This is a genomic window from Paenibacillus sp. BT-177, assembly GCF_025846815.2.
In the GTDB taxonomy this organism is placed as follows: domain Bacteria; phylum Bacillota; class Bacilli; order Paenibacillales; family Paenibacillaceae; genus Paenibacillus; species Paenibacillus polymyxa_C.
The window spans coordinates 175,252-194,277 of the sequence record NZ_JAOYTP010000003.1 but is presented as its reverse complement, the minus strand read 5'-3'; the positions used below and the strand labels follow the sequence as shown (position 1 = coordinate 194,277).

The window sequence follows — 19,026 nt, the reverse complement described above, 5'->3', positions numbered from 1 at the left end:
CAATAAGATATGGGATGATCTGATATGAGCGATAAGGTGAATCAAATGCATGACTTGCACGCAGGTTTTGTGAAAAAAGAGATAGCAGAGCAGGAGCAGGCATTACAGCCTTCGCATACACACTGGTGGGATGTAAGATGTCTGGTTTCTGATGAGGACACGACTATACCTGCTACCTTGTCTTTTGAGGTGGAAAAAGCGGCTTCCGTTGGTTCTGTGAACAACACAGACGGGGATGATCCTGACGAGCTTTCAGCTGGACAGGCTCTAATCACTGCGGAAAAGGGCATACGGGAGGCCGCCGTACTTCTCCAGGCTGGAGAGACGGTAGCCTTTCCTACGGAAACCGTGTACGGACTGGGGGCTGATGCGCGCAGCACTAAAGCGGTGGAGGCGGTATTTGCTGCTAAAGGTCGTCCTTCCGATAACCCGCTCATTGTACATATTTCCGATACTGCTCAATTAAAAGGCATGGTAGCGGAAATTAACGATACAGCCCGAGCGCTGATGAATGCATTTTGGCCAGGACCGCTGACCATCGTATTGCCGGTAGTGCCGCAGGCACTGTCATCGCGCGTGACCGCAGGCTTGGACACGGTCGGTGTGCGCATGCCGGATCATCCGATCGCGCTGCGCTTGATCACGGAAGCTGGTTGGCCGCTGGCTGCACCAAGCGCCAACCGCTCGGGAAGACCCAGCCCGACTCTAGCACAGCATGTGCTGGAGGACCTGGAGGGCCGCATCGGCGGCATTTTGGACGGAGGTCCCACGGGTGTGGGGCTGGAGTCCACGGTAGTACAAGTCGGTGACGACGGAACCGTCACCATTTTGCGCCCAGGCGGTGTGACTGCTGAACAGCTCGCTACGGTTGCTCGCTCTGTCGTACTGGACCCGGCGCTGGCTGACACACCCGGGCAGGACGCCGATAGCCTGGCGCCACGCTCGCCGGGCATGAAGTATACGCACTATGCGCCACGAGGGCGCTTGAGTGTGGTACAAGGCCCGTCGTCTGTTGAAGTGACGGGCTGGATTCGCACCGCGTTGGCGGAGGCTACCGCGCGCGGGGAGCGCACGGCGGTGCTCGCGTTCGACGACCATGCCGCCAGCTACGCCGGAGAACGAGTCTACACGCTGGGCAAGCTGGACGCGCTTCATGAGGCGGCGCAGCGCCTATACAGCGTACTGCGTCGCTGCGATGAGGACGGCGTCACCTACATTTTGGCGGAAGCCTGTCCGCCGAAAGGATTGGGAGACGCCGTCATGAATCGACTGCTTAAAGCGGCAGGTCATCGAATCATCCGTCTGTAGCTTCTGTGAACAATTGAGTCTCTTATTTTAATTTCTCCTCTCTCCTTATCTCTGTTTTGGGTGTTTTCAGTGCCTGCTTGTACTGATTTGCCCCTTGTCCGCATAACGTGTACAAGAACAGACGGATAATGGAGGGATGGAGTATGCTGGCAGCCTCTGCCGATGCTGGGCAGGTTGTAACGATTCTGATCATGGCGGTAGCGCTAGGGATGGATGCGCTATCGCTGGGCGTAGGGGTCGGTATGAAGGGGATACGCCTGCGAGACGTGCTGCGCATCAGCACTGTGATTGGTTTTTTTCACATCCTGATGCCATTGCTGGGAATGTTCACAGGCCATTATATGAGTTCTTTATTAGGCCATGTGACGACCTACTTCGCAGGGGGATTACTCATCCTTTTGGGCGGGCATATGGTATATAATTCCTTCAAGGGGGACGGCGTACACGTATTGGATCATCGGTCGCCTTTGGGTCTTTTACTGTTTGCGCTTGGGGTGAGCATTGACTCATTTTCTGTGGGAGTGTCACTGGGAATGTTCCAGAGTGACCTGGTGCTGACTGTTCTGGCCTTTGGTTTTTGCGGGGGAGCGATGGCGATGCTGGGGCTGTTACTGGGGCGCAAGGTCAGCCGTAATCTTGGGGATTATGGAGAAGCGGTGGGCGGTGCTATTTTGCTGGCATTCGGCTTTATGTTTATGTTTTGATTTTAACGTAGACAGTGTAAAATAAATACAGGATTTGAGTAATCCTCTGTTTATATATTTTTTCAACATACGGGGGGTGAAGACGTTGAAGAATATTTTATTTGTATGCACAGGGAACACCTGTCGCAGTCCAATGGCGGAGGGAATGCTGCGTAAGCTGGCTGCTGAGCATGGTCTGGAACTGGACGTGCGTTCCGCTGGAGTAGCTGCGATGGACGGCACGCCGATATCCCGACATGCAGAGGCGGTTCTGCGTGATCACGATATATCCGATCAGATCACTTCAACTCCTTTAAGCGACGGGCTTGCCGAGTGGGCACATCTGATCTTAACCTTGACACAAGGACATAAACAGCATGTCGTACAGCGGTTCCCCCAAACGGCAGGCAAAGTATTTACGCTGAAGGAATATGTGGAGGACCGGGACGCAGTGCTGAATGACGTACAGGAGTTAGATGGCTTGTATGCTTCACAGCAGTTGATGGCTTCACTCGGACAAGAGCTATCGACGCAGGAGCGTGAACGAATGATTGAATTACACCAACGGATTCCGGGCTTCGATATCTCAGATCCATTTGGTGGTTCGCGTGAGGACTACGATGTCACAGCGGCAGAAATCCGTACGGCTTTGCATAAGTTGTTGGACAAGCTAAAAGGTTCTTCCGAATAAAATCGGTACCGTTCCTCTATTTTGTACGGAATCTGTTGATTTTCGACGGTTAATCCGTTAAGATAAGGTGGAAAAATGAGAATCCGGTGTAACTGGCGACAAAAGTGGGATCAACCACGATGGAGCATCGGATATACGGCCGGTCGCCTGGGCAAAAGAGCAATTCCACATAGGTGTGGACTGCTCTTTTTTCGTATACAAGCTACAGCAGATCTTCTGCTGCCTTCTTGTTCTTCCATTTTTTCTGCTCGAAATCTGAAACATCGGCTATAATATAGTCAGATTGTGATCAGGAGAGAGTGTGTTGAACTTGGGGCATGAAACCGCGCCTAGTCTCTGAGAGGCTGTTCAACCAAAGGAGGTACCAATGGTAGAACAATTGGATCATGAGATTTCACTCGAAGCACAGACCGCTTCTGTCGTGCGGGAAATTGCAGAAGCGGCCAGTCTCAAAGCTGGTCGCCTGCTGGTTATTGGCGCAAGCACGAGTGAAGTGGCTGGAAGTCGGATCGGCACAGCAGGAGCGCTCGATGTGGCTCAGCAAGTGCTGTCTGGAGTAGAATCCGTTCGCAGAGAGTATGGCTTTGATGTGGCGTTTCAATGCTGTGAGCACTTGAACCGAGCACTGGTCGTTGAGCGTGCTCTACTGGAGCGATTAGGACTGATGGAGGTTGCGGCTGTTCCTGTTCGTACAGCAGGGGGCTCTATGGCTACCGTTGCCTATCGCTCTATGGATGATGCATGTCTGGCGGCGAACGTGCAGGCTCATGCCGGGATAGACATCGGCGAAACGCTGATTGGCATGCATCTACGCCCAATTGCCGTTCCGTTTCGCCCAAGCCTTCGCTGGATTGGTGAAGCACGTGTGACAGCTGCGTTCACTCGTCCTCCACTTATTGGCGGACAACGGGCAGTGTACAGTCTGGAACAAGAAGCCGGCGGAAACTGCGATTAGCATTTGTCATGTCGGCATGTTAGTACTGATCTTTTTTGCATTAATGATGAGGTACCCAACAGAGGAACAGGCATTTGCTTGTATACCCAAAATTTGACCATGGAGAGGGAGTAATCAATCATGATGGAACATCTGCGTAAAAGTGACCCGGCAGTGATGGAAGCAATGGGGCTTGAACTGAAACGGCAACGCCACAATATCGAGCTGATCGCATCCGAGAATATCGTCAGTGAAGCAGTAATGGAAGCCATGGGCTCCGTGCTTACCAATAAATATGCTGAAGGTTATCCGAACAAACGCTACTATGGTGGCTGTGAGCATGTAGATATCGTCGAAGATATTGCACGTGACCGCGCGAAAGAATTATTCGGCGCCGAGCATGCGAACGTGCAGCCTCACTCTGGAGCACAAGCTAACATGGCGGTATATCTGGCAGCTCTTCAACCTGGAGATACTGTGCTGGGTATGAATCTGGCGCATGGCGGCCATTTAACACACGGAAGCCCGGTTAATGCCTCCGGTTTGTTGTATAACTTTGCTGCTTATGGTGTACGTGAAGACAACTTCCGTATCGACTACGATGAAGTGCGCAAAGCAGCCTTCAAGCACCGCCCTCGTCTGATCGTAGCTGGTGCAAGTGCATATCCGCGTACTATTGATTTTGAAGCTTTTGCTTCCATTGCTAATGATGTAGGTGCTTTGTTCATGGTGGATATGGCACATATCGCAGGTCTCGTGGCAGCAGGGATTCACCCTAGTCCAGTTCCTCATGCCCAATTTGTGACAACAACGACACACAAAACGCTACGTGGTCCGCGTGGGGGTCTAATTCTGACTCGCAAAGCGTGGGCGCAAGCGATTGATAAAGCTATCTTCCCTGGTACTCAAGGAGGACCACTGATGCACGTGATCGCATCCAAAGCAGTTGCTTTGGGTGAAGCGCTCCAGCCATCATTCAAAACCTATGCGCAAAACGTAGTTCGCAACGCACAGGTGCTGGCTGAAACACTGCTGGCAGAGGGGATTAATATTGTATCTGGTGGTACGGATAATCACCTGATGCTGTTGGACACACGCAATTTGAATATCACAGGTAAAGAAGCGGAGCATGTATTGGATTCCGTGGGTATCACGGTCAACAAAAACGCCATTCCTTTTGACCCAACGAGTCCGTTTGTTACTAGCGGGATCCGTATTGGTACACCTGCTGCAACTTCTCGTGGTATGGATGAAGAGGCTATGGTTAAAATCGGTAAAATCATTGCTGATACTCTTAAAAATCCAAAAGATGATACTGTATTGTCCAAAGCAAGCCAAGCAGTTGGCGAGTTAACAGACAAGTTCCCAATCTATCCAGGAACCCAATACTAATTCATCGTCATTCTTTTAATCTTATATGATAAGGCTGTTTTCCTTTCGTTAGCGGAGGGGGAACAGCCTTTTTTGTTCCAGACGACTCGAAACTTACATTTTTGGGTAATAAGCGATTACAGTGAGGATTATGCGCGTTTTCCTTCATGATCTACGACAAAGGAGTGATTGCATTGAGCCAAAGAAAATCCGCGCAATTATTGCAGCAGCTCGTATTTGTGGGACCGATGGCGTTGTTTTTCGTCTTAATTATGGTCATTCCGTTCCTGCTGGGGCTGTATTATTCCATGACGAACTGGGATGGCGTATCTGAACATGTCCGATGGCTCGGGCTAGGGAATTACATTCATATTTTTAGAGATGATCCAGATTTCCGTAATGCTTTTTGGTTTACGGTCCGTTTTACCGTATGTGGTGTCATTTTAACTAACCTGGTGGGCTTTTTCCTGGCCTATGTGCTTACAAAGCCATTGCGTACCCGCAATGCACTGCGAACTGTATTTTTTATGCCTAATATGATCGGTGGCTTGCTGCTCGGCTTCATCTGGCAATTTATATTTGTACGCGGTTTTTCGGCGGTGGGAGAGGCGACAGGGCTATCCTTTTTCAAACTACCGTGGTTGGGTGATGGGCCTACTGCTTTTTGGGGAACTGTCATTGTGTTTGTTTGGCAATACGCAGGTTATCTCATGGTTATTTACATATCCTCTCTAAATAATGTCCCGCACGCCCTTATTGAATCGGCCCAAATTGACGGTGCGAGCCGAAGACAGATTTTGCGTCATATCGTGGTGCCGCTTATTATGCCAGCAGTGACCGTCTGCTTGTTCCTAGCGATATCCTGGTCCTTTAAAGTATTTGAGTTGAATTTGGCTTTAACAAAGGGTGGGCCATTCAAGGCGACAGAGTCTGTAGCGTTGGACATATATAATGAAGCGTTTACAAATAATCGGCTTGGATTGGGAACTGCCAAGGCTATGATTTTCTTCGTGGTCGTTGCGATCATTACCAGCATTCAGGTGCGTCTCACGAAGAAAAAGGAGGTCGAAATGTAATGGAAAAAACATCGAACTATCGTTTAAGCACATGGGTAGCTGAAATATTGCTTATTGTGGTTGGGTTGATCTTTCTAGTTCCGTTCTATTTTTTGCTCGTGAACTCCGTTAAATCTTTTGGAGACATTTTGGCCCATTCCGCTTCGTGGCCGACAACCTTCCGTTTTGAAAACTATGCTAATGCCTGGAATAAAATAAACTTTCCCACAGCACTGGGGAATTCACTGATCGTCACCATCGTCAGCAATGCGTTTTTGCTGCTGATCAGCTCGATGGCCGCTTACCAAATGGTTCGGCATGACACTCTTTTTAATCGGTTCCTGTTCGGGCTGCTTGTGGCTGCGATGGTCGTGCCTTTTCAATCGATTATGTTGCCGCTTATGGAAGTGTCCAACGTATTGAGTCTGAACAACAGCATACCAGGACTAATTTTGTGCTATCTGGGTTTTGGAGCGCCTTTATCAGTTTTTCTGTTTCATGGCTTTATTAAAACGGTACCTATTGAGGTTGAGCAGGCGGCGAGAGTGGACGGTTCTTCTCGTTACGGGGTGTTCTTTCGCATCGTTTGTCCACTGTTGCTCCCTATGTTCGTGACCGTACTTATTTTGAATACGTTATGGATCTGGAATGATTATTTGCTGCCTTCGCTCATTTTGAATGATCCTGAGCTGCGTACGATTCCGATTGCGACCTATATGCTGTTTGGTCAATATACCAAGCAATGGGACTTGGCGTTGCCCGCACTGGTACTTGGAATCACGCCAATCGTTGTGTTTTTTCTGGTGATGCAAAAATACATCGTTTCCGGCATTGCGGCCGGAGCGGTTAAAGGCTGATGGGAGGGATATCGGATGAAAAAGACAGTGCTGCTTGTCATCTCCCTGATGTTGCTGCTTACATGTATGCTTGCAGGTTGTGGTAATACGAAGGCTCAACAGAGTGGGACCAAAACGATACACATTTATCAATTCAAAGTGGAGATTTCGGAACCGTTGAACAAGCTGAAGGCTGAATATGAAAAAACGCACCCTGGCATCAAGCTGGATATCCAATCTGTCGGTGGGGGTACAGATTACGGTGCTTCGTTGAAGGCTAAGTTCGCATCAGGCGATCAGCCGGACATTTTCACGAATGAGGGTTATCAAGATCGCGATACGTGGTTTGAGTACCTGGAGGATTTGTCGGATCAGCCATGGGTGAAGGACTTGGACGATTTCGCCCGTAAGCCGATGACGGTTAACGGTAAGATTTATGGACAGCCTATGAACCTGGAGGGATTCGGTTTTGTCTACAACAAGGATTTGTTCAAAAAAGCGGGTATAACCAAACTGCCTCAGACGTTAGATGAATTGGAGGAAGCAGCCAAGCGACTGAAAGCAGCAGGGATTATCCCTTTTGCTAACGGCTATGCAGAGTGGTGGGTTCTGGGAAATCACTTTATCAATATCCCCTTTGCCAGACAGTCGAACCCGGAGAATTACGTTGCGGATTTAAACAAAGGAACTGCTCGCATCCCTGGTAATCCCGTGTTCGATCAGTGGGTGAAGTTGCTTGACCTGACTTTAAAATATGGAAACCCCAATCCGCTCACAACGGACTACAACACACAAGTGACACTGTTTTCGACAGGCAAGGCCGCTATGATGCACCAGGGGAACTGGACGCAGCCGCAAATAGATGGAATTAATCCTAACTTGAATTTGGGTATTCTTCCAAGCCCCATAGACAATGATTCCTCTACTGGAGATAAACTGGCTGTGGGAGTGGCCTCAAACTGGGTGGTCAATAAAAATTCTCCTGTGAAGCAGGAGGCAAAGGAATTTCTCAATTGGCTGGTTACATCAGAAACAGGCAAACATTATATCACCAAGGAGTTTAAGTTCGTTCCTGCCTTCAAAAGTATCACGTCCAGTGACGAGACCACAGGTGATTTGGGTGCGGAAATATCTCGGCACGTGAAGGAAGGCAAGATATGGAGCTGGAACTTCCAGCGCTTCCCGAAGGGACTGAATCAGGATTTAAGCAGTAGTATACAAGCCTATATTGCAGGGGTTATTACGAAGGACGAAATGCTTCAGCAATTTCAGGGAGCGTGGGACAATCTGAAGTATAGATAAAGAAATTGCATGGGGTGGCAGAGGCTATATCTCAGGCAGGAAGTTTAGAGCTGGTAGGCTTTGACGGTCAAGGGCCGTCAAAGCCTTTTTGATATGATTTTATATGACAAAAGTCACACGTAAATGGGCCTTGCCAAGCATTTTACTTGTCATATCTTTCCCTTGACAAAAGGTTGCGGTGGCAGGTGTTAAATCAACCAAGGGAATGTTATAATAAACAGGATTTACAGGCACGCATTGCATCTGTGCTTATTTGGTTTGTACAAATAGGTTACATAGATCCTTTCGAATCAGGATGTTCGATATGCTGGTGCGGAAGAACGTGACGATAATACCGGAGGGAATATATTATGGCAAAACTGGTGGTTTGCGATCACCCTTTGATCCAACACAAACTTACATTTATTCGCGATGTGCGGACCAACACGAAAGATTTCCGCGAATTGGTTGATGAAGTAGCAACATTGATGGCTTATGAAATTACAAGGGATATCCCACTGGAGAGCATTACGGTGCAGACACCAGTTGCAGAAACCGAAGGTAAAGTGATTTCTGGTCGTATGCTGGGGCTTATTCCGATTCTACGTGCAGGCTTGGGAATGCTGGATGGTGTCGTAAAGCTTTTGCCGGCAGCAAAGGTAGGACATGTGGGGTTGTTCCGTGATCCTGAGACATTGCAACCCGTAGAATATTATACGAAGCTGCCTACGGATGTAACTGAACGTGAATTGATTGTAATTGATCCGATGCTTGCAACAGGCGGGTCGGCGATCGCAGCGATTGATGTGTTGAAAAAAAGAGGCTGTACTCAAATTAAAATGATGAATCTGATTGCCGCTCCTGAAGGAGTGAAAGCTGTGCAGGATGCGCATCCTGATGTAGACATTTATGTCGCTGCACTGGACGAGCGTTTGGATGATCATGGTTACATCATTCCGGGTCTTGGAGATGCAGGAGACCGCTTGTACGGAACCAAGTAGACTGCTTTTAGCGGTTTGGCACAATCTATGGACGCTAAGACAGATCATCTATCTGAAGAACGGAATGATCTGGGAAGCAGATGTTTATTATGAAAAGGGGTTCAACAGAAAATGTCTAAAATCAAAGTGATGACAATTTTCGGTGTGCGTCCGGAAGCGATTAAGATGGCTCCTCTCATTTTGGAGCTTCAGCGCCATCCGGAGCATATCGAGTCCGTGGTATGCGTTACAGCTCAACATCGCCAGATGCTTGATCAGGTTCTGGAAGTTTTTAATATCCACCCTGACTATGATCTGGATGTAATGAAGGATCGCCAGACACTCAATGAAATCTCCATACGTGTACTTCAAGGCCTGGAGCCCGTATTGCGTGAGGCGAAGCCTGATATTGTGTTGGTTCACGGCGATACGCTGACGACATTCCTGGCTAGCTATGCAGCCTTTATGCAGCAAATTGAAGTAGGGCATGTGGAAGCAGGTTTGCGGACATGGAACAAGCTTTCTCCATATCCTGAGGAAATGAATCGTCAGCTCACAGGTGTGCTGTCAGATCTGCATTTCTCGCCTACTTCTTTGTCAGCTGGAAATTTGCGGAAGGAAAATAAGCCTGAATCGCGAATATATGTAACAGGTAATACAGTTACGGATGTGTTTCAGTATACAGTTCGCCAGGACTACGAGCACCCTGTACTGGACTGGGCTCAGGGCAAACGCCTAATTCTCATGACAGCACATCGTCGGGAGTCCCAAGGGGAACCGCACCGTCAGATTTTTAACGCGGTTAAGCGGATCGCAGACGAGTTTGAGGATATTGCTATTGTTTACCCGGTTCATCCGAGCCCGGCCGTGAAGGAACCTGCATTTGAAATTTTGGGCAACCATCCGCGTATTAAGCTGATTGATCCGCTGGATGTAGTGGATCTGCACAATTTTTATCCGCACACGCATCTGATTCTTACAGATTCCGGTGGTCTTCAGGAAGAAGCGCCTTCGTTCGGAGTACCTGTGCTGGTGCTGCGTGATACGACCGAAAGACCGGAAGGGATTGAAGCGGGTACCTTGGAACTGGTGGGTACAAGTGAAGAGAACGTATACAGTCGGACCAAGGCTCTTTTGACAGATTCCACGTTGTATGAGTCTATGAGTCAGGCAGCGAATCCTTACGGTGATGGACAGGCATCTGTAAGAATTGTCAATGCGATTTTGCACCATTATGGTGTTCAAACAGAACGTCCTGAAGAATTTCACACAATGTTCACAAAAGGCGTTCGTTCGTAATCATTAATCTTTACAAGGTAAGCATACAGTTAAACTGTACGGTTACCAAGGGATACAGCATTTTTAGATGCTTTGTCGACTGATTTTTATACTTTAGGGCGCTAAAATGTCTCAATTGACAAAGCATCTTATATTTAAGTAAAATGGACTGGAATTGCAGGGGTGACATGAGAAAAGTGGTCAAACCTTCCAAGCAAAACAACAACCGAAACAACACCGGAAATGCCTTCAAGGCTATAGGACTGGTGAGCGCGATCGGCATTGATTTGACGATATGCACACTGGGTGGTTTCTATGCCGGGAAATGGCTTGATGCCAAACTTGGTGGATCTGGAATCTGGACTGGCGTAAGCGTTCTCGCAGGCTTGGTTGTAGGCGCATTGAGTATTGCCCTTGTGATCGGAAAGGTACTGAGGGATAAATGAATGAGATGACCCGAATGCAAAAGATGTTATGGATCGTAGCGCTTATGATTATGGCTCTGTGTTTCCTGGTCTCCGCCTTCATGCCCCAACATCGTGACATTGCTCACGGAATCATTCTGGGAACGGGAGTAAGCTGTCTAAATGTGCTATATATGGCCTACAAGATTCGACAGGTTGCGAGTGCGGCTGCCGGTGAAGGAAAGAAGAAAAAGGTGGGGATTGGCTTTGGCGTTCGATTGGCGACCTCTATTTTGGCAGTGGTGCTGGCTATGGAGTTCCCAGCCTATTTCCATGAGATCGCTGTAATGGCAAGCCTGGTAACTGGACAATTTCTTCTTTTAATTATAGGCATCATATTCACGCTACAGGAAAAATAATGGCTCAACTGAGAAAGGGGTGAGAAAACATGTTGCATGAATCACCGATTATCGAATTGGGCGGGTTTAACATTGACTTGTCCGTCATTATTATGCTTTTTGTGACTTGCGCGATTGTATTTGGATTGGCATTTGCTGCAACACGCAATTTGTCTGTGGACAATCCGAGCAAGCTGCAAAATTTTATGGAATGGGTTGTAGAATTCGTTCAAGGACTGATTTCCAGCACAATGGATTTGAAAAAAGGGAAGCCATTCCTCTCCTTGGGGATGACGCTGATCATGTTCATTTTCGTGGGCAATATGCTGGGTTTACCGTTCGGGATTGTGACTGAATTCGATAATGTGCAAAGTGCCCAAGTATTTGGACATGAAATCATTCCAGTCAAAGAAGCACTAGAACAAGCACAGGCGTCTCACCCAGGCGAAGCTGCCCATGTAGGTATCAGCTGGTGGAAATCACCTACCGCAGATGCAGGGGTGTCCATTGGACTTGCATTGATGATCTTTGTCCTGGTTCATTTCCTGGGGATCTTCCGTAATACCAAAGCTTACTTCAAGCATTATGTTCAGCCATTTCCGTTCTTTTTGCCAATTAACTTGATTGAGCAGTTCTCAAAACTATTGACACACGGTATGCGTCTATTCGGTAATATTTTTGCCGGCGAAGTTTTGATTAGTGTTCTGCTGAAAATGACAGCACTTGGTGTGGGAGGTATGGTTGCTTCCGTATTGGGACTCGTAGTCTGGCAGGGATTCAGTATTTTTGTCGGTAGCATTCAGGCGTTCGTCTTCACCATTTTGACGTTCGTATATATATCACAGGCAATTGACACACATGAAGAAGAACATTAGGTGAATTATGTTTCAGGTTTTTAGTTAAGTTCAGGAGTACGCTTCGCGCTTAACTGCAAATACATGTACAATACAAATACACATCTCTAAGGAGGATTTTTAAAATGGGAGCTTGGGCATTAATAGCAGCAGCTATCGCAGTAGGTTTGGGTGCGCTTGGCGCAGGTATTGGTAACGGTCTGATCGTAAGTAAAACAGTTGAAGGTATCGCTCGTCAGCCAGAGGCGAAGTCCACCTTACAAACTATTATGTTTATCGGTGTAGGTCTGGTCGAAGCCCTACCTATTATCGGTGTCGTTCTGGCATTTATTTTTTACGCTAAGGCTTAATGAATTGAACTATGCAAGGTTTGGCGGGGAAGGCACAGCCATCCGCGCCTTCTTTGTTCGTTGGAACATGAAAGATCCAGAACCGACGTTCACCGGAAAGGAGTGACTTCAATTGAGTTTAAATTGGACAAGTATCGTTTTCACTATCATTGCATTTTTGATCTTGTACTGGTTACTGACGCGCTATGCATTTGGCCCTCTCTTTTCCGTTATGGAAAAGCGGCGTCAACTCGTGTTACAGCAAATGAATGAGGCGGCACAAACGCGTGAACAGGCTGTTGCTTATGTTGAGGAGCAAAAGCAGGCTCTCCAACAGGCGCGTAAGGAAGCCTACGATATTATAGAGCAGTCAAAACAAACAGGTAACAAGCAAGCGGAACAAATTATTATTCAGGCTAAAGACGAAGCTGTCCGCCTGAAAGACGAAGCTGTTCGTGAAATCACAAGCGAGCGTAATAAGGCAGTTGCCGAACTGCGCAGCGAAGTGGGTAAAGCTTCGGTACAAATTGCTTCCAAACTGATTCAAAAGGAAATCAAGGAAGACCAAGTCCAGGGAGAGCTTGTCGACCAATACCTTAAAGAGGTAGGAGGCAAAGCATGAGCCGAGATACGGTAGTTGCCAAACGGTATGCGAAAGCTTTGTATGAAGTAGCAGAGCAGGAGCAAACCATTATGGAAACCGAACAGGAGCTACGTGCTTTTGTAGAAGCTGTATCGGGGGATGCTGAAATCCGTAAATTCATTAATTCTCCTAACATTACGGAAGCAGTCAAGCTTCAGGTTCTGGCTAGCGATTTTGAAGGCAAGTTGTCTGCATCGCTGATTAACACGATTAAGCTGCTGATTCAGCGCAGTAGAGCAGATTTGTTCGAATCTCTCTTGGCCGGATATCTCGATATTCAGGAATACAAGTTGGGAATTGCCCATGCTAAGGTGTATTCGACTTATGCTTTAAGTGAGCAGGAAAAAACAGCGGTAGCCGAGGAATTCGGAACCCGTGAACATAAAACAATCCGTGTGGAAAATATAGTGGACCCGAGTCTGCTGGGCGGATTGAAAGTGGTTATCGGCGATACACTGTACGACGGCAGTCTGGCCGGCAAGCTGGATCGTCTCGAGAAATCCTTTAACAGACGAGTATAGAAGATAGGGGTGAACACACTTGAGTATCAAACCTGAGGAAATCAGTTCATTGATTAAAAGTCAGATTGAACAATATAAAAATGATATCGAGGTCGTTGAAGTCGGCACTGTTGTTGAAGTCGGCGACGGTATTGCCCGCGTTTACGGACTGGAAAAAGTTATGGCCGGTGAATTGGTCGAATTCGACACTGGCGTATTGGGCTTGGCGCTCAACGTGGAAGAAAGCAATGTCGGTGTTGTTATTTTGGGTCAATTCTCCGACATTCGTGAAGGTGGTCAAGTAAAACGTACAGGCCAGATCATGCAAGTCCCTGTAGGCGAAGCAATGATCGGGCGTGTAGTTAACCCGCTGGGGCAACCAGTAGACGGTAAAGGACCGATTGCTACAACAGAATTCCGTCCGGTTGAAAGTCAGGCTCCAGGCGTTATGGCCCGTAAATCGGTACATGAACCTATGCAGACAGGAATTAAAGCTATTGATGCGATGGTACCGATTGGTCGTGGTCAACGTGAGTTGATTATCGGTGACCGTCAAACGGGTAAAACTTCTATCGCAATCGATGCTATTTTGAACCAAAAAGGCAACGGCATGAAATGTATTTATGTTGCTATTGGTCAAAAACAATCCACGGTTGCTCAAGTTGTTGAAACATTGCGTCGTCATGGTGCGCTGGAATACACGATTGTCGTTACGGCATCTGCTTCCGAACCATCACCATTGCTGTACATTGCTCCTTACTCTGGCTGTGCCATGGGTGAGTACTTTATGTACAAAGGCGAGCACGTCCTCGTTGTTTATGATGACTTGACTAAACAAGCGTCTGCTTACCGGGAACTTTCCCTGTTGCTGCGCCGTCCACCGGGTCGTGAAGCATATCCGGGTGACGTTTTCTACCTGCACTCTCGCTTGCTGGAACGTGCAGCGAAGCTGAATGATGAGTTGGGTGGCGGATCACTTACCGCATTGCCATTCATCGAGACACAGGCTTCCGACGTTTCTGCATATATTCCAACTAACGTTATCTCCATCACGGATGGACAAATCTTCCTGGAAGCTGACTTGTTCTATGCAGGGCAACGTCCGGCGATCAACGTAGGTATTTCCGTATCTCGTGTAGGTGGCTCCGCTCAGATTAAAGCGATGAAAAAGGTTGCAGGTTCCCTGCGTCTGGATCTTGCTCAATATCGCGAGCTTCAAGCGTTCTCCCAATTCGGGTCCGATTTGGATAAATCCACTAAGGCCCGTCTCGATCGCGGTGCACGTATGATGGAAATTTTGAAACAAGGTGTTAACCAACCGCTTGCTGTAGAGCAACAAGTAGTGAGCTTGTATACTGCTGTAAAAGGCTTCCTCGATGATATCCCTGTATCGGATGTAAAACGTTTTGAAAAAGACTTCCTGTCTTTCATGGAGTCCGATCATCAGGATGTGCTTCAATCTATCCGCGACACGAAAGACTTGGTTGCTGATAATGAAGCAGCTTTGAAGGCAGCTATCGAGAAATTCAAAAAATCATTCGCCACGTCGGTTTAATTATATTGGAATTTGCCTGTTTATGATGAAAGATGTCCTAAGGAAGCGTACCCTCTGGGTTGTGGCTTCCTTGGCATGTTTTACTCTCAATAACAGGCCCTTTAACATATGTGCGGCTGGATTTTAATCTTATGAAGTTAGCTTTGGTTTGGCCAAAGCTTGAAGGTGGTGAAATCATGGCAAAAGGTATGCGCGACATTAAACGTCAGATTAAAAGTGTGCAGAGTTCGAAGCAGATTACGAAAGCGATGGAAATGGTCGCTGCCTCCAAACTGAGAAGAGCTCAAGAGAAAGCAGAGTCGGCTCGACCTTACTCGGAAAAGCTCAAAGAAGTTGTGAGTAGTATTGCCTCTGGAGCGAATAACATCAAGCATCCAATGCTGGAGAGTCGTCCGGTTAAAAAGACGGCTTATCTCATCATTACATCTGATCGTGGTCTGGCTGGTGGTTATAACGCTAATATTCTGCGACAGGTTACGCAGACGATTGCTGAACGTCACCGTTCACAGGATGAATTCGTGATTTTCATCATTGGGCGAAAAGGACGGGATTATTTCAGACGTCGTGAATTCCCTATTGCAGAATCGGTAACAGATCTATCAGATACACCTGCATTTTCAGATATCAAAACGATTGCTAGCAAAGCCGTACAAGGCTTTGAACTTAAAGAATTTGATGAGCTTTATCTATGCTATAACCGCTTTGTTAACGCATTGACTCAAATTCCAACAGTTGATCGGTTGTTGCCGATGGCAACACCGGATTCAGCTACAGCTTCATCCTCAATTAATTATGAGTATGAACCTTCACCAGAGGGAGTGCTGGAAGTATTGCTGCCCCGTTATGCGGAAACGCTCATTTACGGCGCTTTACTGGATGGTAAAGCAAGTGAACTGGGAGCGAAAATGACGGCGATGGGAGCTGCTACGAAGAATGCTACCAAGTTGATTGGAGAGCTTTCCTTGACCTATAACCGTGCTCGTCAAGCGGCTATTACCCAGGAAATTACGGAAATTGTCGCAGGGGCTAACGCTCAGTCTTAATACGACTGGCTTGCGACTATTTGATAACAGGGTCTACACTATTATGATAAACTGCGGGCGCAAAACAAATCAGAATGGTTCAGATTTGCGGCTGTGCAAGCTTGTAGGAGGGAAACCAAAAGATGAACAAAGGACGCGTAGTGAGCATCATGGGTCCGGTTGTCGACGTTGAGTTTGAACGTGGACAGCTCCCGGAAATTCTGAATGCTATTCATATTGGGACTGTGCTGGAGAGCGGAGTCAAAATTGATCTGACGCTCGAAGCTTCAAAACATCTAGGTGATAACCGTGTGCGTTGTATTGCCATGTCTTCCACAGATGGTTTGGTTCGTGGAGCTGAAGCAATAGATCTGGGAGCGCCTATCTCTGTACCTGTCGGCGAAGCTACTCTTGGACGTGTATTTAACGTGCTTGGAACGCCAATTGACAATGGTGCTGATATGAGTGAAGCGGCAAGAAATCCGATTCACCGTCAAGCGCCTTCTTTCGAAGAACTGACAACTCAAGCAGAGATGCTCGAAACTGGTATTAAAGTTATCGACTTGCTGGCTCCTTATGCCAAGGGCGGTAAAGTCGGATTGTTTGGTGGTGCTGGTGTAGGTAAAACCGTAACCATTCAAGAACTGATTAACAATATCGCTCAGGAGCATGGTGGTATTTCTGTATTTGCGGGTGTTGGTGAACGCACACGTGAAGGAAATGACTTGTACCATGAAATGAGAGATTCCGGCGTTATCAACAAAACAGCGATGGTGTTCGGACAAATGAACGAGCCCCCAGGTGCACGTTTGCGTGTTGCCCTCACAGGTCTAACGATGGCGGAATATTTCCGTGACCAAGAAGGCCGTGATGTGTTGCTCTTTATTGATAACATTTTCCGCTTTACCCAAGCAGGGTCTGAGGTTTCTGCCCTGTTGGGACGTATGCCTTCTGCAGTAGGTTACCAGCCTACGCTGGCAACTGAGATGGGTCAATTGCAAGAACGGATCACTTCTACTAAAAAAGGTTCCGTTACTTCCATTCAGGCGATCTACGTGCCTGCGGATGACTATACTGACCCGGCTCCTGCTACAACGTTCGCTCACTTGGATGCTACAACGAATCTGGAACGTAAAATTTCCGAAATGGGTATTTACCCGGCGGTTGATCCACTCGCATCGAGCTCCCGTATTTTGTCTCCAGACGTTGTGGGTGAAGAGCATTACAATGTAGCGCAAGGGGTAAAACAAATTTTGGCCCGCTACAATGAGCTTCAGGATATTATTGCGATCCTAGGTATGGACGAGTTGAGTGAAGAAGATAAAATGCTGGTAGCACGTGCCCGTAAAATCCAGCGTTTCCTTTCACAACCTTTCCACGTTGCTGAGGCATTTAACGGCTTCCCGGGTAAATATGTACCGGTTAAAGAAACGGTGCGTAGCTTCAAAGAAATTTTGGAAGGCAAGCATGACAACCTTCCAGAAGCGGCCTTCCTTTTTGTAGGAGCCATTGAAGAAGCAGTTGAAAAAGCTAAAACGTTGTAAACATACAGGCAGAGAATAGCCGAGCCTTACGAAGTGAGCTGTCTGTGGACAGCTTCCAGGAGGGATTCAAGTGAGCACCTATTTACTAGAGATTGTGACGCCGGAGCGCCTGGTCTATGCAGAACAGGTAAACAGCATCAGTGTTCGCGGCTCGGAAGGCGATCTTGGGATTTTACCAGGACACCTTCCCTTGGTCACTCCCTTGAAGATTGCACCGGTTCGCATTAAAATCGGTGGTCAAACCGAAGTGATTGCGGTCAATGGGGGCTTTATTGAGGTCCGCAAAGACAAAGTGGTCATTTTGGCTGAGAGTGCGGAACGTTCCGAAGATATTGATGTGGAACGTGCCCGTGCGGCAAGGGAGCGGGCAGAACTGCGGCTCCAGAGCAAGCAGGAACAGATAGACCATCATCGGGCAGAAGTCGCTCTGCAACGGGCGCTTAACCGATTGAATGCCACAAGTATCAGAACCAATAAGAATTAATATTGGATTTTGAGTGGAATTTAAAAAGGGTTCGGCATAGTATACGGATGGAATGACAAAGAGACCACTTCATAACTTCTGCCCAAGAATGCCTGCAGAAGGTAAAGTGACGCCTTTGCTTCCTTCGATCACTGTGATCGAGCCCTTTTTTAGCTGTCTTTTCCAAAAGTATAGTCCTATTTCTAGGTTGATAGCTAGGTATTTAGTACCTTTTAAATTCGCGAAACAGAAGTGATTATTCACATTTTGTCGAAATAAATGTACTGGAAACAGAAATAGCACTAGCATATTAGGCGCTTGCCGAGTATTATAAAGAAGTCTGTGACGCAGATGGGAGGAATTACGAATGAACGGGAAGCAGCAGTTGGCTGAACAGTTAAGTCAATCGGCGAGTATGACCGCGCTGATCTCTATGATCGTATCGCTCATCTGTATAGCGTTAGCTTGGTGGGCTTTGCAAAGCTTAAAGCTGGATTTACTAATCCGGCAACCCAAAGGACCGCAGGGCAGATTGCTGCACTTGTTTCTTGCTATTATTTTGGGACAGTTGGTTTCTGGTTTCTTATTGAGCTACATCTCTTGGAGCCAGATGCTGTAGAATTTGTTTTAACATGAAGTAAGCGGGTTATATGACTTTATGACTCTGTATGTGCAGGAATTGTCGAATAACATCATGCCATATTGTTAACAATGGTAAACAAAAGCACCGTACATGTATAACAGCCTGAATCCGTTAGAACGCAGGTGGTCGTCAAGTGTAAAAAACGCTTGTATACTTGTTTTAATCAGTGGTATGATGGCAGTTAGGGTATTAATAAAATCTTGTTTTTTTATGTAATGAAAAAGCAAGGCATGAAAATAGCGGAATATGTTCTT

General features: G+C 47.2%; 21 protein-coding genes and 1 riboswitch. All 21 genes read left to right on the top strand.

Features of this window, described 5'->3' with window-relative positions; genetic code table 11:
- The first annotated feature begins 24 nt into the window (after nt 1-24).
- The 21 genes from OIU26_RS11260 (at nt 25) to OIU26_RS11160 (ending at nt 18,748) form a co-directional block, all read left to right on the top strand.
- On the top strand, nt 25-1,308 hold the full coding sequence (locus tag OIU26_RS11260; RefSeq protein WP_264216875.1) for an L-threonylcarbamoyladenylate synthase: 1,284 nt from the start codon (nt 25-27) through the stop codon (nt 1,306-1,308).
- A 143-nt stretch (nt 1,309-1,451) separates the two neighbouring features.
- Complete coding sequence (locus tag OIU26_RS11255; protein ID WP_264216874.1) at nt 1,452-2,012, top strand: manganese efflux pump MntP; 561 nt, start codon at nt 1,452-1,454, stop codon at nt 2,010-2,012.
- Nucleotides 2,013-2,097: 85 nt separating this feature from the next.
- The gene (locus tag OIU26_RS11250) at nt 2,098-2,682 is read left to right on the top strand and encodes a low molecular weight protein arginine phosphatase (protein ID WP_013373448.1); all 585 of its coding nucleotides are present in this window, start codon (nt 2,098-2,100) and stop codon (nt 2,680-2,682) included.
- Between the two features lie 78 nt (nt 2,683-2,760).
- Nucleotides 2,761-2,842, top strand: a riboswitch (ZMP/ZTP riboswitch).
- Between the two features lie 207 nt (nt 2,843-3,049).
- Nucleotides 3,050-3,637: a TIGR01440 family protein gene (locus OIU26_RS11245; RefSeq protein ID WP_025678226.1), complete on the top strand. Its 588-nt coding sequence runs from the start codon at nt 3,050-3,052 to the stop codon at nt 3,635-3,637.
- 120 nt (nt 3,638-3,757) lie between these two features.
- Nucleotides 3,758-5,008, top strand: coding sequence for a serine hydroxymethyltransferase (gene glyA / locus OIU26_RS11240; RefSeq protein ID WP_016324828.1), 1,251 nt, complete (start codon nt 3,758-3,760; stop codon nt 5,006-5,008).
- A 146-nt stretch (nt 5,009-5,154) separates the two neighbouring features.
- Entirely contained in the window at nt 5,155-6,063 is a 909-nt protein-coding gene (locus OIU26_RS11235; RefSeq protein ID WP_436449138.1) for a carbohydrate ABC transporter permease, read from the top strand.
- A complete protein-coding gene (locus OIU26_RS11230; RefSeq protein ID WP_264216873.1) occupies nt 6,063-6,899 on the top strand; it encodes a carbohydrate ABC transporter permease in 837 nt (278 codons plus the stop codon). The genes OIU26_RS11235 and OIU26_RS11230 overlap by 1 nt, the downstream gene beginning before the upstream one ends.
- A 15-nt stretch (nt 6,900-6,914) precedes the next feature.
- A complete protein-coding gene (locus tag OIU26_RS11225; RefSeq protein WP_264216872.1) occupies nt 6,915-8,180 on the top strand; it encodes an ABC transporter substrate-binding protein in 1,266 nt (421 codons plus the stop codon).
- Between the two features lie 350 nt (nt 8,181-8,530).
- Nucleotides 8,531-9,160, top strand: a complete 630-nt coding sequence (gene upp / locus OIU26_RS11220; RefSeq protein ID WP_013312332.1) for a uracil phosphoribosyltransferase — start codon at nt 8,531-8,533, stop codon at nt 9,158-9,160.
- A gap of 111 nt (nt 9,161-9,271) precedes the next feature.
- On the top strand, nt 9,272-10,438 hold the full coding sequence (wecB, locus tag OIU26_RS11215; RefSeq protein WP_264216871.1) for a non-hydrolyzing UDP-N-acetylglucosamine 2-epimerase: 1,167 nt from the start codon (nt 9,272-9,274) through the stop codon (nt 10,436-10,438).
- A gap of 167 nt (nt 10,439-10,605) precedes the next feature.
- Nucleotides 10,606-10,863 (top strand): AtpZ/AtpI family protein, encoded by a 258-nt coding sequence (locus OIU26_RS11210; protein ID WP_013373440.1) that lies wholly within the window; start codon nt 10,606-10,608, stop codon nt 10,861-10,863.
- On the top strand, nt 10,860-11,240 hold the full coding sequence (locus OIU26_RS11205) for an ATP synthase subunit I (protein WP_013373439.1): 381 nt from the start codon (nt 10,860-10,862) through the stop codon (nt 11,238-11,240). Before OIU26_RS11210 ends, OIU26_RS11205 begins: the two co-directional genes overlap by 4 nt.
- Before the next feature lie 29 nt (nt 11,241-11,269).
- Nucleotides 11,270-12,094, top strand: coding sequence for a F0F1 ATP synthase subunit A (gene atpB, locus OIU26_RS11200; protein WP_013373438.1), 825 nt, complete (start codon nt 11,270-11,272; stop codon nt 12,092-12,094).
- Between the two features lie 104 nt (nt 12,095-12,198).
- Nucleotides 12,199-12,423, top strand: coding sequence for a F0F1 ATP synthase subunit C (gene atpE, locus OIU26_RS11195; protein ID WP_013373437.1), 225 nt, complete (start codon nt 12,199-12,201; stop codon nt 12,421-12,423).
- A 112-nt stretch (nt 12,424-12,535) separates the two neighbouring features.
- The gene (gene atpF / locus OIU26_RS11190) at nt 12,536-13,024 is read left to right on the top strand and encodes a F0F1 ATP synthase subunit B (protein ID WP_013373436.1); all 489 of its coding nucleotides are present in this window, start codon (nt 12,536-12,538) and stop codon (nt 13,022-13,024) included.
- Nucleotides 13,021-13,566, top strand: coding sequence for a F0F1 ATP synthase subunit delta (locus tag OIU26_RS11185; RefSeq protein WP_264216870.1), 546 nt, complete (start codon nt 13,021-13,023; stop codon nt 13,564-13,566). Before atpF ends, OIU26_RS11185 begins: the two co-directional genes overlap by 4 nt.
- Nucleotides 13,567-13,585: 19 nt before the next feature.
- A complete protein-coding gene (atpA, locus tag OIU26_RS11180) occupies nt 13,586-15,100 on the top strand; it encodes a F0F1 ATP synthase subunit alpha (protein ID WP_013373434.1) in 1,515 nt (504 codons plus the stop codon).
- A gap of 176 nt (nt 15,101-15,276) precedes the next feature.
- On the top strand, nt 15,277-16,143 hold the full coding sequence (atpG, locus tag OIU26_RS11175) for an ATP synthase F1 subunit gamma (protein ID WP_013373433.1): 867 nt from the start codon (nt 15,277-15,279) through the stop codon (nt 16,141-16,143).
- Nucleotides 16,144-16,265: 122 nt separating this feature from the next.
- On the top strand, nt 16,266-17,666 hold the full coding sequence (atpD, locus tag OIU26_RS11170) for a F0F1 ATP synthase subunit beta (protein ID WP_013373432.1): 1,401 nt from the start codon (nt 16,266-16,268) through the stop codon (nt 17,664-17,666).
- A 70-nt stretch (nt 17,667-17,736) separates the two neighbouring features.
- A complete protein-coding gene (locus tag OIU26_RS11165; protein ID WP_013373431.1) occupies nt 17,737-18,150 on the top strand; it encodes a F0F1 ATP synthase subunit epsilon in 414 nt (137 codons plus the stop codon).
- Between the two features lie 346 nt (nt 18,151-18,496).
- The gene (locus OIU26_RS11160; protein WP_013373430.1) at nt 18,497-18,748 is read left to right on the top strand and encodes a DUF1146 family protein; all 252 of its coding nucleotides are present in this window, start codon (nt 18,497-18,499) and stop codon (nt 18,746-18,748) included.
- The last annotated feature ends 278 nt before the right edge of the window (nt 18,749-19,026 follow it).

Bases quoted from the DNA above. Each gene is read 5' to 3' on its own strand.
- OIU26_RS11210 (WP_013373440.1), top strand. From the start codon at position 10,606: ATGAGAAAAGTGGTCAAACCTTCCAAGCAAAACAACAACCGAAACAAC.
- OIU26_RS11160 (WP_013373430.1), top strand. From the start codon at position 18,497: ATGAACGGGAAGCAGCAGTTGGCTGAACAGTTAAGTCAATCGGCGAGT.
- glyA (WP_016324828.1), top strand. From the start codon at position 3,758: ATGATGGAACATCTGCGTAAAAGTGACCCGGCAGTGATGGAAGCAATG.
- OIU26_RS11185 (WP_264216870.1), top strand. From the start codon at position 13,021: ATGAGCCGAGATACGGTAGTTGCCAAACGGTATGCGAAAGCTTTGTAT.
- OIU26_RS11230 (WP_264216873.1), top strand. From the start codon at position 6,063: ATGGAAAAAACATCGAACTATCGTTTAAGCACATGGGTAGCTGAAATA.
- atpB (WP_013373438.1), top strand. From the start codon at position 11,270: ATGTTGCATGAATCACCGATTATCGAATTGGGCGGGTTTAACATTGAC.
- atpG (WP_013373433.1), top strand. From the start codon at position 15,277: ATGGCAAAAGGTATGCGCGACATTAAACGTCAGATTAAAAGTGTGCAG.
- OIU26_RS11205 (WP_013373439.1), top strand. From the start codon at position 10,860: ATGAATGAGATGACCCGAATGCAAAAGATGTTATGGATCGTAGCGCTT.
- OIU26_RS11260 (WP_264216875.1), top strand. From the start codon at position 25: ATGAGCGATAAGGTGAATCAAATGCATGACTTGCACGCAGGTTTTGTG.
- atpD (WP_013373432.1), top strand. From the start codon at position 16,266: ATGAACAAAGGACGCGTAGTGAGCATCATGGGTCCGGTTGTCGACGTT.
- wecB (WP_264216871.1), top strand. From the start codon at position 9,272: ATGTCTAAAATCAAAGTGATGACAATTTTCGGTGTGCGTCCGGAAGCG.
- OIU26_RS11235 (WP_436449138.1), top strand. From the start codon at position 5,155: ATGATCTACGACAAAGGAGTGATTGCATTGAGCCAAAGAAAATCCGCG.
- upp (WP_013312332.1), top strand. From the start codon at position 8,531: ATGGCAAAACTGGTGGTTTGCGATCACCCTTTGATCCAACACAAACTT.
- OIU26_RS11225 (WP_264216872.1), top strand. From the start codon at position 6,915: ATGAAAAAGACAGTGCTGCTTGTCATCTCCCTGATGTTGCTGCTTACA.
- atpE (WP_013373437.1), top strand. From the start codon at position 12,199: ATGGGAGCTTGGGCATTAATAGCAGCAGCTATCGCAGTAGGTTTGGGT.
- OIU26_RS11245 (WP_025678226.1), top strand. From the start codon at position 3,050: ATGGTAGAACAATTGGATCATGAGATTTCACTCGAAGCACAGACCGCT.
- OIU26_RS11255 (WP_264216874.1), top strand. From the start codon at position 1,452: ATGCTGGCAGCCTCTGCCGATGCTGGGCAGGTTGTAACGATTCTGATC.